The organism is Methylibium petroleiphilum PM1 (genome assembly GCF_000015725.1).
GTDB lineage: Bacteria > Pseudomonadota > Gammaproteobacteria > Burkholderiales > Burkholderiaceae_C > Methylibium > Methylibium petroleiphilum.
The window spans coordinates 3693933-3707451 of record NC_008825.1; the positions used below are offsets into that span (position 1 = coordinate 3693933).

14 protein-coding genes are annotated in these 13519 nt (G+C 71.4%); 3 read left to right on the plus strand and 11 right to left on the minus strand.

The window, feature by feature from the left end; genetic code table 11:
• Nucleotides 1-30 precede the first annotated feature (30 nt).
• From MPE_RS17615 to MPE_RS17645, 7 genes are all read right to left on the minus strand, one after another.
• On the minus strand, nt 31-504 hold the full coding sequence (locus MPE_RS17615) for a nuclear transport factor 2 family protein (protein WP_011831056.1): 474 nt from the start codon (nt 502-504) through the stop codon (nt 31-33).
• A gap of 16 nt (nt 505-520) precedes the next feature.
• A complete protein-coding gene (gene cynS / locus MPE_RS17620) occupies nt 521-964 on the minus strand; it encodes a cyanase (protein WP_011831057.1) in 444 nt (147 codons plus the stop codon).
• Nucleotides 965-1035: 71 nt separating this feature from the next.
• Nucleotides 1036-1962, minus strand: coding sequence for an ABC transporter ATP-binding protein (locus MPE_RS17625; protein ID WP_011831058.1), 927 nt, complete (start codon nt 1960-1962; stop codon nt 1036-1038).
• 309 nt (nt 1963-2271) lie between these two features.
• Nucleotides 2272-3159, minus strand: coding sequence for a nitrate ABC transporter permease (gene ntrB, locus MPE_RS17630; protein ID WP_011831059.1), 888 nt, complete (start codon nt 3157-3159; stop codon nt 2272-2274).
• Between the two features lie 15 nt (nt 3160-3174).
• On the minus strand, nt 3175-4569 hold the full coding sequence (locus MPE_RS17635; protein WP_011831060.1) for a CmpA/NrtA family ABC transporter substrate-binding protein: 1395 nt from the start codon (nt 4567-4569) through the stop codon (nt 3175-3177).
• Nucleotides 4570-4675: 106 nt separating this feature from the next.
• Entirely contained in the window at nt 4676-5758 is a 1083-nt protein-coding gene (locus MPE_RS17640) for a S1C family serine protease (protein ID WP_049820838.1), read from the minus strand.
• A 13-nt stretch (nt 5759-5771) separates the two neighbouring features.
• Nucleotides 5772-6167, minus strand: coding sequence for a TraR/DksA family transcriptional regulator (locus MPE_RS17645; protein ID WP_011831062.1), 396 nt, complete (start codon nt 6165-6167; stop codon nt 5772-5774).
• Between the two features lie 208 nt (nt 6168-6375).
• Here MPE_RS17645 and MPE_RS17650 point away from each other — a divergent pair, with 208 nt between their 5' ends.
• Both MPE_RS17650 and MPE_RS22885 read left to right on the plus strand, forming a co-directional pair.
• Complete coding sequence (locus MPE_RS17650) at nt 6376-6819, plus strand: universal stress protein (protein WP_011831063.1); 444 nt, start codon at nt 6376-6378, stop codon at nt 6817-6819.
• 19 nt (nt 6820-6838) lie between these two features.
• Nucleotides 6839-7207 (plus strand): TraR/DksA family transcriptional regulator, encoded by a 369-nt coding sequence (locus MPE_RS22885; RefSeq protein ID WP_011831064.1) that lies wholly within the window; start codon nt 6839-6841, stop codon nt 7205-7207.
• A gap of 4 nt (nt 7208-7211) precedes the next feature.
• On the opposite strand, the gene MPE_RS17660 is transcribed toward MPE_RS22885, so the two are convergent.
• From MPE_RS17660 to MPE_RS17675, 4 genes are all read right to left on the minus strand, one after another.
• Nucleotides 7212-8456: an MgtC/SapB family protein gene (locus MPE_RS17660; protein WP_011831065.1), complete on the minus strand. Its 1245-nt coding sequence runs from the start codon at nt 8454-8456 to the stop codon at nt 7212-7214.
• Nucleotides 8453-9808 carry an MBL fold metallo-hydrolase RNA specificity domain-containing protein gene (locus tag MPE_RS17665; RefSeq protein ID WP_041929746.1) on the minus strand — a complete coding sequence of 452 codons (1356 nt, stop codon included), beginning with the start codon at nt 9806-9808 and terminating at the stop codon, nt 8453-8455. Before MPE_RS17665 ends, MPE_RS17660 begins: the two co-directional genes overlap by 4 nt.
• 137 nt (nt 9809-9945) lie before the next feature.
• Nucleotides 9946-10626, minus strand: coding sequence for a response regulator (locus MPE_RS17670; protein WP_011831067.1), 681 nt, complete (start codon nt 10624-10626; stop codon nt 9946-9948).
• The gene (locus MPE_RS17675; RefSeq protein WP_011831068.1) at nt 10623-11855 is read right to left on the minus strand and encodes a sensor histidine kinase; all 1233 of its coding nucleotides are present in this window, start codon (nt 11853-11855) and stop codon (nt 10623-10625) included. The genes MPE_RS17670 and MPE_RS17675 overlap by 4 nt, the downstream gene beginning before the upstream one ends.
• Before the next feature lie 155 nt (nt 11856-12010).
• On the opposite strand from MPE_RS17675, the gene MPE_RS22890 reads away from it, so the two are divergent.
• Entirely contained in the window at nt 12011-13504 is a 1494-nt protein-coding gene (locus tag MPE_RS22890; RefSeq protein WP_011831069.1) for a sensor domain-containing diguanylate cyclase, read from the plus strand.
• Nucleotides 13505-13519 lie beyond the last annotated feature (15 nt).

Below are 13519 nucleotides of genomic sequence, written 5' to 3' on the forward strand. Positions count from 1 at the left end.
CGCGCGGTGCGCGCGAGCGACGCCGCCGCGTCAGAGCCCCAGTTCGCTCAAGCCGGCGTGATCGTCGGGGCGCCGTCCGAGCGGCCACTTGAAGAGACGCTGGCCCTCGACGATCGGCAGGTCGTTGATGCTCGCGTAGCGGCGTGCCATCAGGCCTTGCGGCGTGAACTCCCAGTTCTCGTTGCCATAGCTGCGGAACCACTGGCCCGAGTCGTCGCGCCATTCGTAGGCGAAACGCACCGCGATACGCGGGCCGTCGCAGGCCCACAGCTCCTTGATCAGCCGGTAGTCCAGCTCGCGCGCCCACTTGCGCTGCAGGAAGGCGCGCACCTGCTCGCGGCCGAACGGGAATTCGCTTCGGTTGCGCCAGCGCGTGTCCTCGGTATAGACGCGCACCACCACGTCGGGATCGCGGGTGTTCCAGGCGTCCTCGGCCAGGCGCACCTTCCGGCTTGCGCTCTCCACGGTGAAGGGCGGAACGGGCGGTCGGGTCTCGGTGGTCATGACGCAGATCCTGCCGTCAGTATGTTTTGTAGGGAAGGAACTTCCCGCTCATCGTGATGCTGACCCGGTCGCCGGCAGGGTGGGGCTCGCGCTGCAGGTCCATCTTGAAATCGATCGCGCTCATGATGCCGTCGCCGAACTCCTCGTGGATCAGTTCCTTGAAGGTCGTGCCGTACACGCTGACCAGTTCGTAGAAGCGGTAGATCAGCGGGTCGGTGGGCACGGTGGTGGGCAGCGAGCCCTTGTAGGGCACCACCATCAGCCACTTCTGTTCGGCATCGCTGAGGCTGAAGATCTCGCCGACGATGCCGGCCTGCTCCTTCGTCAGCGTCATCTGGCCGAGGCAGGCCGCCGTCGTCCATTCCTTGCTGAGGCCGACCTTGGCGGCGATATCGGACCACTTCAGGCCCTTGGCCACCTTGGTGGCGACGATCTTTTCGGTGACTTCGAGACGGCTCATGGCGTGCTCCGGTGGGGTGGGACAAAGGGAGGGGTGATCGAGGGCGTGCGTGGACGAGCGGATGACATCGCTCACACCACTCGCTGCAGCGGCACCCGGTTCGGCGAGGCCACGCCGGTGACCAGCGCGGCGGGTTCGGTGTCGGCCTCCGGCCAGGCATCGACGCCCGGATGCACTTCGGGTGGAAACGCCGGCGCGCGACCGTGCGCCAGGTCCTTCGAGCGCGCGACGAGGAAGTCGACCAGGTGGTTGCGGATGCGGTAGTACTGCGGGTCGTGGTGCAGCGTGGCGCGCTGGCGGTCGCGCGGCATGGTGTTGCGCACGATCTCGGCCACCCGCGCCTGCGGGCCGTTGCTCATCAGCAGGATCTTGTCGGCCAGCAGGATGGCCTCGTCGACGTCGTGCGTGATCATGAAGACGGTCTGGTGCGTCTCGGCGCAGATCTTCAGCAGTTCGTCCTGGATGCTGCCGCGCGTCAGCGCGTCGAGCGCACCGAAGGGTTCGTCGAGCAGCAGCATCTTGGGTTCGATCGCGAAGGCGCGCGCGATGCCCACGCGCTGCTTCATGCCGCCCGACAGGGCCGACGGTTTCTTGTCGATGGCATGCCCCAGGCCGACCATCGTCACGTACTTCTCGACCTGCGCCTCGACCTGCGACGCGGCCCAGTCGGGCCACTTGCTGCGCACCGCGAAGGCGATGTTGCGGCGCACGCTGAGCCAGGGCATCAGCGCATGGCCCTGGAAGACCACGCCACGCTCGAGGCTCGGGCCGGCGACCTCGCGGCCGTCCATGAACACGTGGCCGGCGCTCGCCTGCTCCAGGCCCGCGAGCACGTTGAGGATGGTGGTCTTGCCGCAACCGCTGTGGCCGACGATGCAGACGAACTCGCCCTTCGCAACGCCGAAGTTGACGCCGTCGAACACCGGCTCGGAGGAGCCGGGGTAGGTCTTGGCCAGGCCCTCGATCTTGAGGAAGGGGGTGGGTGAGTTCATGGGCATGGGCCGGTCTTGCGCATCTGGCTTGCTTGCACCGAGCACGCAAGGGTGAGGCTGAGGCCGCGGTCGCTTCGCTGGGGTACCAGAGGCGCGCCCGCGGCCTCAGCCTCACCCTTGCCAGACGCACCGTGCGTTGCAGTGGTCGAATCCCTCCGCTGCATCCCGGCCCGAGGGCGGTGGGCTGTGCGGGCGCCCTCGCGGAGCGAGCAGCGCAGCGGACCTTCGCCGGCAGGCGAAGGCGGCACAGTGAAGCTCGCGCAGGCCACCGCCCTCGGGCCGCACGCCGAAGCGGCCCGCGAACAACGAAGGAGGTCAATCCACATACGTCACCGCCTTCTGCGCCCGCGCGAACAGCAGGTCCAGCAGCATGCCGACCACACCGATCACCAGGATCGCGAAGATCACGTTGGTGAGCGACAGGTTGTTCCACTCGTTCCACACGAAGTAGCCGATGCCGGTGCCGCCGACCAGCATCTCGGCGGCCACGATCACCAGCCAGGCGATGCCCATGCTGATGCGCATGCCCGTCAGGATGGTGGGCGCCGCCGCCGGGAGGATCACCTCGAAGGCCTTGCGCAGCGGGCTCACCTCCAGCGTCCTGGCCACGTTGAGCCATTCGCGCCGCACGCCGGCCACGCCGAAGGCGGTGTTGATCAACATCGGCCAGACCGAGCAGATGAAGATCACGAAGATGCCGCTGATCGACGAGTCCTTGATCGTGTAGAGCGCCAGCGGCATCCAGGCCAGCGGCGAGATCGGCTTGAGCACCTGGATGAACGGATCGAGCGCACGGTAGACCAGCGGGCTCATGCCGATCAGGAAGCCCAGCGGGATCGCGACCAGGGCCGCCAGCGCGAAGCCCAGCCCCACCCGCCCCAGCGAATAGGCAAGCTGCAGGCCGATCCCCTTGTCGTTCGGGCCGTTGTCGTAGAACGGGCGCGACAGGTGCTCGACCATCTTGCTGCCCAGCTGGGCCGGTGTCGGGAAGCCGGAGCGGCCGGCGGTCGAGCCGGCCTCGGCACCCGGCTCCTTGCCGAGCAGGCGGGCGTACTCGATCTGTTCCGGCGTCATCGTCGCGGCCGGCGCCGCCGCGCTGCCCGCCGCCGGCCGCGTGGCGAGCTGCCACACGCCCAGCAGCAGCGCGAGGATCAGCGCAGACAGCAGGCCGGCGCGCAGGTCGAGCGAACGGGTTCCGTCCATGGCCGTCCGATCCGCTCAGGTGCGCTTGATCGCGAAGCTGCCGAGGTAGGGCTCGGGCTGCTCGGGGTCGAACACCTTGCCCATGATCGTGAACTTCGGGTACGCGCCGTCGGGCACCTTCTGGTCGAGCTGCTTCATCGTCTTCCTGGCGTCGGTCAGCAGGAACACCTTCTCGGCGATCTGCCGGTAGTTCACGTCGCCCTTCACGTAGCCCCAGCGCTTCATCTGCGTGAGCATCCACACGGCCATGCTCTGCCAGGGGATGGGGTCGAAGTCGGCGCGGTCGGGCACGTTCCTCACGTTGCCCAGGCCGTCGGCGAACCGGCCGGTCAGCACCTGCGCCACCACCGTCTCGGGCTGGTTCAGGTAGGCCTGCGGCGAGATCACCTTGGCGATCAGCTCGCGGTTCTCGGGCTTGCGTGCCATCGCCGCGGCGGTGAGCACCGCGCGGTAGAGCGCCGCGAAGGTGTTGGGGTTCTGCTGGATGAACTCGGTGCTGGTGCCGAAGGCGCAGCACGGGTGGCCGTTCCACAGGTCCTTGGTCAGCAGGTGCAGGAAGCCCACCTCCTCGAACACCGCTCGCTGGTTGAAGGGATCCGGGCCGAGGTAGCCGTCGATGTTGCCGGCGCGCAGGTTGGCCACCATCTCCGGCGGCGGCACCACGCGGATCTGGATGTCGCGGTCCGGGTCCAGCCCGGCCTCGGCCACGTAGTAGCGCAGCAGGAAGTTGTGCATCGAGTACTCGAACGGCACCGCGAACTTGAAGCCCTTCCAGTCCTTCGGGTCGCGCTTGTCCTTGTGCTTGACGTGCAGCGTGATCGCCTGGCCGTTGGTGTTCTGGATCGTCGCCACGTTCATCGGCGTGGCGTTGGAGCCCACGCCCATGCTGATGGCCAGCGGCATCGGGCTCAGGAAGTGCGTGGCGTCGTACTCCTTGTTGAGCATCTTGTCGCGGATCAGCGCCCAGCCGGCCGTCTTGACCACCTGCACATTGAGGCCCTGCTTCGAGTAGAAGCCCAGCGGGTGGGCCATGATCAGCGGCGTGGCGCAGGTGATCGGGATGAAGCCGATCTTCAGGTCCTTCTTCTCGGGCGCCGCGGCGGCCTGCGCCAGGGCCTGCAGCGGGGCGATCGGCAGCACGCTGGCAATGGCCGCCATCGCCGTGCCCTTGCCCACCGCACGCAGGAAACGGCGCCGCACCGCATCCTGCGGGAACAGCGCCTTCACCAGCGTGGCCTCGACGAAGGCATTCGAGTCGGCCTCGAAGTCGGCCGTCTCGCTGCGGCGGCGCAGCTCGGTGCTGGCGTCCTCGGCCGCGTGCTCGGCGGCGGAGCCGTGGCGGCCGCAGCTGCACCGCATCAGCAGCGGCCGGTCGGCATCGTACGGGTCGATATCGCGCGCATCACTCATCGGGCACCCCTTGCGTTGTGGCTCGGGATCGATGCTAGGGAAGGCGTGTGCCGCGCGCGATCGTGCGCAGCGGCGATGTTTTGTAGGGGAGGCCCTACACGGCGGCCTACTGCAGGCGCAGCTCCAGGTAGGCCTGCTCGCGGAACACGGTCAGCGTCGTGCCGCTGACCGAGCGCCAGGCCAGCAGCGCCCGCGCCAGGTCACCGCTGTGGCCGATGGGACGGCCGTTCATGCCGACGATGATGTCGCCCACCTGCAGGCCGATGCGCTCGGCCAGCGAGTCCAGGCCGACCTCGCCGACGCGCGCCCCGGACGCATAGGCCCGGCGCGCGTCCAGCGCGACGAAAGGCGCCACGTCGTCGAACTCGGCGCCCAGCCGAGGCCGGGCAACGTGGCCCTGGTCGCGCAGCTCGCCGACGATCTGCATCACGATCTCGATCGGGATCGACAGGCTCACGCCGCCGGAGCCCTCGGCGCCGACGACGGTGCGGGTGTTCATGCCGACGATCGCGCCGCTGCCGTCGAGCAGCGGTCCGCCCGAGTTGCCCGGGTTGAGGGCGAGGTCGCTCTGGATGAACAGCAGCTCCTGGTCCTCCGCGAAATGACGGTCGGTCCCGCCGACGATGCCGGCCACCACCGACCGGTTCAGTCCGTAGGGCTCACCCACCGCCAGCACCCAGTCGCCTGGCCGCAGCGCCGCCGAACGGCCCTGTGGCGGCGGCTCCGGGAGCACGAGCGGCACGCGCAGCAGCGCGATGTCGGCCATCTCGTCCTCGCCCACCAGCGTGGCGGCGACGATGCGCCGGTCCGGCAGCCGGACCGCAATGCGCTGGCTGCCGGCCACCGCATGCGAGGCCGTGACGATCAGGCCCTCGGCGCCGGAGATCACGAAGCCGGCGCCGATGCGGTCGGCCACGCGTCCTGCACCGACGCGACGCCGGGCCTCGGGCTTCTGCAGTTCGGCGGCCGAATACTCCAGGCCGACACCGAACACGCCCACCGCCGCCGAGAGCCCCTGCCGCAGGGCCGGCGCAAAGCTTGCCGGCGGCATGCGCGGCGGGTCCGCATCGGGCGCCTTCGGGTGGGCACACGACGTCAGCAGCGCGGACGCACCGGCCGCGGCGAGCGCCGCCGCTCCCACTGTGCGGCACCAGCGGGCCTTCGCGCCGCTCACCCGGCCCGAGGCCACGGATCGCGGCGGTTCATGAATAGGCCGCACGCCCGGCATGGTGTTCGTGTTCGTGTTCGTGCTCGCAATCATCGCAGCGGCTGGCCTGTGGCCGCTCGATCAGGCGCGCCGGCTCGATCGGTGCGCCGCATTCGACGCAATGACCATAGCGCCCGGTCTCGAACCGCGCGAGCGCCGCGCGCACCTCGCCGAGCACGACCGCGTCGGGCCGCGGCGCGGCGGATTCGGCGATGGCTGCACCATCGCACAGGCGGGTGGTGATCGTCTCGGCCATGTCCACCAGACGGCGCTCCAGGTCGATCAAGCGGTGCCGCAACAGGCTGCGGGTCGGTTCCTGGAGCCCGGCGGGGCAGACACCGCGAGGCGCGCCGGAGCTCACCGTCCGAAGAGTCGTCAGCGTCGGGCGCATGGAGTACCTCCGATTCCTTGCTCGCGCTCCGTGCGCGGCGTCCGGAACACTCTAGCCAGCCCCCCGCGCCGTGGCTTGCGCTGCATCAAGCACGCCGCCCGAAGGACCACGCGCCCGCAGCCTCTGCACTTGATCCTGGACAAGTCCGGGCGCCGTCGCGGCTCCTAGACTGGAACGACTGGCGGGCTTCCGATCGAGGCACCTTCTCATGTTCAAGCACCTTCTGGTTCCCGTCGACGGCAGCGCGCTGTCGGAACGCGCGATGCAGGCGAGCATCGACTTCGCCCGCCAGCTCGGCGCGTCGATCACCGCGTTCATCGCCGAGCCGCCCACACCCCCCGCGGGTTCGACCCACAGCGCGGCCCGCTATCTGCGCGACCTGGAGACCCACGCCCAGGTCGCGGCCGAGCATGCACGCGGCGTGCTGTCGGCGTTCGAGCGGCGCGCCAGCGACGCCGGCATTCCGTTCGACGGCTGCTTCGCGCAGGCCCACGAGATCGACGCCGCCATTGCGGACGCCGCACGCCAGCGCGGCTGCGATCTGATCGTGATGGTGACGCACGGTCGCGGACTGTTCGGCGAGTGGCTGTTCGGCTCGCAGACCCGGGGCGTGATGGTGCGCAGCAAGCTGCCGCTGCTGATGCTGCATTGAAATCTCGAGGACCCTCCGCATGAACACCCGACCCTGCGCGGACCTCCGCGACGACCTGCTGGCCCGCGAGGCCCGACTGCGCGATGAGCTGCGCGCCCACCGCGCCCGGCTGCTCGAGCCCGCGGCGGCCACCGGCAACACCTTCGTCGCCGGCAGCGAAGGCGCGGCGGCCGACGCCGAAGACGAGCTCGACATCACGCTGATCAGCCACTGGCAGCGCGAGCTCGACGAGGTGAGCGCCGCGCTGCAGCGGCTGAACACCGGCAGCTACGGTCACTGCGAGCGCTGCGGCGAGCCGATCGGTCTGCCGCGGCTTCGTGCGCTGCCCGAGGCCCGCCACTGCCTGGACTGCCAGGAGCAGGCCGACCGGGCGGTCCATCGCACCTGACGGCTCACCACCACGCGACGCTCCAGGCGAGCGCCAGGCTGACGGTCAGCGCCAGCCCGACGCGCAGTGCGTAGGCACGACCTCCTGCCACCATCGCCACACCGCAGCGCGTCATCGTGTTGGCGCTGACGGCGAGCAGAACGCCGTGCAGCAGGGCCTCGGTCGGCAGTTCGCCCGCCGCGTGCAGCGCGGCCAGCGATGCGATCGGCGCATGCGCATCGACCAGCGCGGCGAGCACCACGCTCAGCTCCAGTCCGACATCGCCGTAGTGGCGTTGCGCATTGCCCACCAGCAGCGCGACCAGGCCGAGCGTCAGTGCCACCGCGAGGGCTTCCCGCGGTCGCAGCGCGCTGCGCGGCGGACCCGCCGGCGGTTCGTGCACCGCCCCGGCCGTGCGCAGCGACAGCAGCCCGACCGCCAGCGCACCCGCCGCACCGGCCAGCGCCGGCAGCAGCAGCGCCGCCGCGGCCGGTGGCGACAGCAGGACGCTGATCAGCAACGCCTGCAACCAGGTGGCCACACCCGACAACACCGCCCCACCCGCCAGCAGCGCCGCCTGCTCGGGCCGCTCGCGCGCCCGGCCGCCGAGCGAGGCCACCGTGGCAGTGCTCGACACGAAGCCCGACACCAGCCCGGCTGCCAGCACGCCGCCCCGCGGTCCCAGCGCACGCAGCGCCACCTGGCCTGCCGCCTGCATCGCCAGGATCAGCAGCACCAGGGCGGCGAGCGGGCGGGGATCGATCCCTCCCAGGGCATCGAGCGATCGCGCCGGGATCAGGGGCAGCACGATGAGCGCCAGCGCCGTCAGCAGCAGCCCATCGTGCAACTCCTGCTCGCTGAGCAGCTCGGTTGCGAAGCGGTGCAGGCGTTCACGTGCTGCCAGCAGCACCGCCAGCCCCGCACCGCAGGCCGCCCCGAGGGCCGGCGAGAGGACCGACTGCACGCCGATCAGGTAGGTGGTGAACAGCGCCAGCTCGGTCGTCAGGCCAGGATCGCGCGAACGGCTCTTCGCGTGCGACAGCGCGGCCAGCCCGGCCACCAGCAGGGCGCCGACGATCACCAGCCCGGGCACCGGCACCCACTGCGCCAGGCCGCCGGTGGCGGCCGCGACGGCAAAGCTGCGCAGGCCCGCGGCTTCGCGGTCCCGACCGCGGCCCTTGCGGCGCTCGCGCTCGACGCCGATCAGCAGGCCGGCACCGAGGGCCACCGCGAGGCCGAGGGCACCGTCCGGCAGCGTGACCCCGCTCACAGGTCCAGCGCCGCGCCGTGTTCCGGCACCGACACGCGCCAGCCCAGTTCGTCCTGGATGCGCAGCCGCAGCGTGTCGGCCGCCACCGGCTCGCCGTGGACGACGAAGCAGCGCTCGGGCGGTGTCTCGAAGCCGCGCAACCACTCCATCAGCCCGTCGGCATCGGCATGGCCGGAGAAGCCTTCGAGGTGGCTCACGGTGGCCTTCACCGCGACGTACTCGCCGTGGATCTTGACCTCGCGCGCACCGCCCACCAGCGCCGCGCCGCGCGTGCCGCCGACCTGGAAGCCGGGGAACACGATGTGGTTGCGCGGGTTGGGCGCCAGCGCCTTCAGGTGGTGCAGCACGCGCCCGCCGGTGGCCATGCCGCTGGCCGAGATGATGACCTTGGGCCAGCGCTGGCGCGTCAGGCGCTCGGACGCCTCGGGCCCGGCGACCAGCGTCACATCGTCGGTCAGCGTGGCCGCCTCGCGCGGCGTGATGCGCAGCAGCTTGCGGTGGCGCTGGTACAGCGCGGTCGCGGTGCTCGCCATCGGGCTGTCTAGAAAGAGCGGCAGGTCGGCCGGGATCTCGCCGGCCGCCTTGAGCCGCTGCAGCACCAGCAGCAGGGCCTGCGCGCGACCGACGGCGAACGACGGCAGCAGCACGCTGCCGCCGCGGCGCACCGTGGCACGCACGATCTCGCCCAGATGCGCCTGCACGTCGTCGCGCGGATGGCAGCGGTTGCCATAGGTCGACTCGATCAGCAGCACATCGGCCTGCGCCACGCGGCCCGGCGCGGGCATCAGCAGGTCGTCGCCGCGACCGAGATCGCCCGAGAACACCAGCGTGCGGCCGTTCGCGCGCACGCTCACCGACATCGCCCCCAGCAGGTGGCCGGCGGGGGTGAACTCGATGCGGGCGTCGCCGACGCGCACACCGCGCCCGGCCGGGGCCACGCCGATGCGGGCGATGGCGCGCTTGGCGTCGGCCACGCCGTACAGCGGCAGGGCCGGCGCATGCCGCGACCAGCCGCCGCGGTTGGCGCGGCGTGCGTCCTCCTCCTGCAGGTGGGCGCTGTCGAGCAGCAGCACCTCGGCGAGGTCGCGCGTGGCGGCGGAGGCATACACCGGGCCCTTGAATCCCTGCCTCACCAGCACCGGCAGCCAGCCGCAGTGGTCGAGGTGGGCGTGGCTCAGCACGACCGCGTCGATCTGCGCCGGCGGCACCGCCAGCGGCGCCCAGTTGCGCTCGCGCAGCGTCTTGTAGCCCTGGAACAGGCCGCAGTCGAGCAGCACGCGCGCGCCGCCCATCTCGACCAGGTGCTTCGAGCCGGTGACGGTGTCGGCGGCGCCGAGGAAGGTGAGCTTCATGCGCGTCGGTGGCCCGCGGGCCAGTGCATCGGACACGCCGCACTCTGGCACAGCCGGCGCGCAACGGCGCCGCGACTCGCCGGCGGCTGACCTGGATCAAGCTCACGTTCCGCCACCGGCCGCCCGGCCGCGCGCCGTCAGACCTGCATCAGCTCCTGCCGCACCGCGTACAACGCCAGCTCCACGTCGTTGCGCACCCCGGTCTTCTCGAGGATGCGGGCGCGGTAGGTGCTCACCGTGTTGGACGACAGCACCAGCTGCTCGGCGATCTCGCCGACGCTCTTGCCGGCCGCGAGCAGGCCGAACACCTGGTACTCGCGGTGCGACAGGCGCTCGTGCAGCGGGGCCTCGTCGTCGCCGACGCCGCCCTTCCTGCTGCCGATGCCGGCCCCCACCGCGCCCGCCAGCTGCTCGGCGACGCTGGGGGTGATGAAGAGCTTGCCCTGCGCCACCCTGCGGATGGCGTCGATCATCTGCTCGCTGTCGGCGCTCTTGTTCAGGTAGCCGGCCGCGCCGAGCTTGAGGCTGCGCACCGCGTACTGCCGGTCGGGATAGGTGCTGAGCATCAGCACCGGCAACCTCGGGAACTCGGCCTTCAGCGACTTCAGCACGTCGAGTCCGTCGCGCTGCGGCATCGCGATGTCGAGCAGCACCACGTCGGGCGGCGTGCCGGCGGCGGCGCCGGCGCGCACCAGGGTCATCGCGTCGGGGCCGTTGCCGGCTTCGCCGGCCAGCGCGATGTCCCCGGCGTCGGCCAGGATCTGCTTGATGCCCTGGCGCACGATCACGTGGTCGTCGCAGATGACGACGCGGATCATGGCCGCTCCTCCGGCGCGAGCGGCATCACCAACCGCACCAGCGTGCCCTGGCCGGGCGCGCTGTCGATCGTGAGGCGCCCGCCGAAGTGTGCCGCGCGCTCGCGCATGCCCATCACGCCGTAGCTGCGCGGGTCGTTCAGCGCCTCGGCGGTGGTGCCGACGCCATCGTCGCGCACATCGAGGTAGAGCACCGGCTCGGGCGGCGCATCGACCACGATGCGGATGCCGACGCGACGCGCCTTCGCATGCCGCGCGATGTTCGACAGCAGCTCCTGGAAGATGCGGAACACCGCGATCGCCGACCCGCCCTCGGGCGGCGCGACGCCGGCGGCCACGTGCACCTGGATGTCGGCCTCCAGCTCGGCGCTCTCCAGCCACTCCTGGGCCTGCCACTCCAGCGCGGCCCACAGGCCCTGGTGATCGAGGATGCTGGGCCGCAGGTCGGTGATGATGCGGCCGACCTTGTCGACCGCGGTGTCGATCAGCGCGCCCATGCCCTCGCACTTGGCGGCCAGCGGCAGGCGGTCGGCGACGCGCTTCTCGAGCCAGTTGACGTCCATCTTCAGCGCCACCAGCAGCGAGCCGAGTTCGTCGTGGATCTCGCGGGCGATGCGGGTGCGCTCCTCTTCGCGCACCGTCTCCAGGTAGGCCGAGAGCCGGCGCCGCTGCGCGAGCGCGTCGCTGAGCGCGCGGGTGCGCTCGGCGACGCGCTGCTCCAGCCGGTCGTTGGTGCGTTCGAGCTCGCGCTTGGCGCGCACCAGCTGTTCCTCGGCCTGCTTGCGCGCGGTGATGTCGACGAAGGTGACCACCGCACCCACCACCGCGCCGGCCTCGACGATGGGGTAGGACGAGTACTCGGCCTGAAAGGAGCTGTCGTCGGCGCGCCACAGCACCTCGTGGTCGATGCGGCACGGCAGCCCGCGGCGGAAGGCGTTGAAGATCGGACAGTCCGCCTCGGCGTAATGCGCACCGTTGCCGTGCGAGTGGTGGATCAGCGCATGCATGTTGCGGCCGAGCACCTCTTCGGTGCGGTAGCCCAGGCCCTGGGCGGCGGCGCGGTTCATGAAAGTGCAGCAGCCGTCGATGTCGATGCCGAAGATGCCGTCCCCGGTCGATTCGAGCAGCAGCGTGAGACGGTCCTGCCACGGCGTGCCGTCGTGGCGCGGCACGGCCCGAGGCGCCGCCGAGGCGGGCGGCAGGGCGGCAGGGTCGGGCGAACAGACGTGCATGCTCGACTTGGCGCAAGCCGTGTGCCACCGATCGGTTCGCGCGGCAAGGGTTTGCCCGGGTGCCGGCCCGGTGTTGCAAGAGCTTGCCGACAGGCGCCACGTCGCGGGCTATCCTCGATCGTCGTGATGCTCCCGCCGCCAGGCCGTCCGTCGAGATGCCCGCTGTTCCCGCTGCCCGTGCCGAGAACGACGCCGATCGCGTGGCGCACCTGCGCCGCTTCGAGATCCTCGACAGCCTGCCCGAGGGGGCCTACGACGACATCGTGGCGCTGGCCTCGCAGCTCTGCGGCGCGCCGATCGCGCTGATCTCGCTGGTCGACGCCGAACGCCAGTGGTTCAAGGCCCGCGTCGGCCTCGAGGCCCAGGAGACCCCGCGCGACCTGGCCTTCTGCGACCACGCGCTGCTGCGGCCGGACGCGGTGTTCACGATCCCCGACGCCCATGCCGACCCGCGCTTCGCCGACAACCCGCTGGTCACCGGGCCGCCGCACATCCGCTTCTACGCCGGTGCACCGATCCTCGTGGAGGGCGGGCTGCCGATGGGCACGGTGTGCGTCATCGACACGCAGCCGCGCCTGCTGGCGCCGGCCCAGGCCGCGGCGCTGCAGGCCCTGGCACGCCAGACCGCGGCGCTGCTGGCGCTGCGTGCGCACACGCGCCTGGCGCAGCAGCAGGCGGCCGAACTGGCGAAGACCTCGGCCGAGGCGCAGCGCGAGCGGCAGCGCAGCGCGGAGTTGCTGGACCTGGTGCTGCGCGGCGGCAACCTCGGTCTCTGGGACATCCACGTGCCCTCCAGCGTCTGGACCGCGAACGCGCGCGAACTCGAGATGCTGGGGCATGCCGCCGACGGGGCCGGGCCGAGCACCACCGACTGGCGCACGCTGATCCATCCCGACGACTGGCCGCAGGTGCGGGCCGCGCTGCAGGCCCACCTGGGCGGCGCGGCGCCGGCCTTCCAGTGCGAGCACCGCATGCGGCATCGCGCGGGCCACTGGATCTGGGTGCAGAGCCATGCGGTGGTGGTCGACCGCAGCGCGGACGGGCAGCCGCTGCGCGTGGTCGGCACGCACCGCGACGTGACGCGCCGCAAGGAGGCCGAGGCCGAGATCGAGCTGGCGCATGCGCGGCTGCAGCAGCTGTCGACGACCGATGCGCTGACCGGGGTGGGCAACCGGCGCCATTTCGACGACTGCCTGGCCCGCGAGTGGGCGCGCAGCGCGCGGACACACCAGCCGCTGGCGCTGCTGATGATCGACATCGACCACTTCAAGCTCTACAACGACCGCTACGGCCACCCTGCCGGCGACGACTGCCTGCGCCGCGTGGCCGAGCTCATCACCGCCTGCGCGCGGCGCGGCGGCGAGATCGTGGCGCGCTACGGCGGCGAGGAGTTCGCGGTGCTGCTGCCGGGCACGCCGATCGATGGCGCGCGGGCCGTCGCGCAGCGCTGCCTGCAGGCGCTGCGCGACGGCGCGATCGAGCACCTGGCATCGCCGACCGACGGCGTGGTGTCGCTGAGCATCGGCGTGGCCGTGCGGGTGGCGGGCAAGTCGATCGAGCCCAAGGCCCTCACCGACGCGGCAGACGCCGCGCTCTACGAGGCCAAGCGCGGCGGCCGGGACCGGCTGGCCGTCGGTACCGCGGGCTGAGCGCGGCAGCGGCGC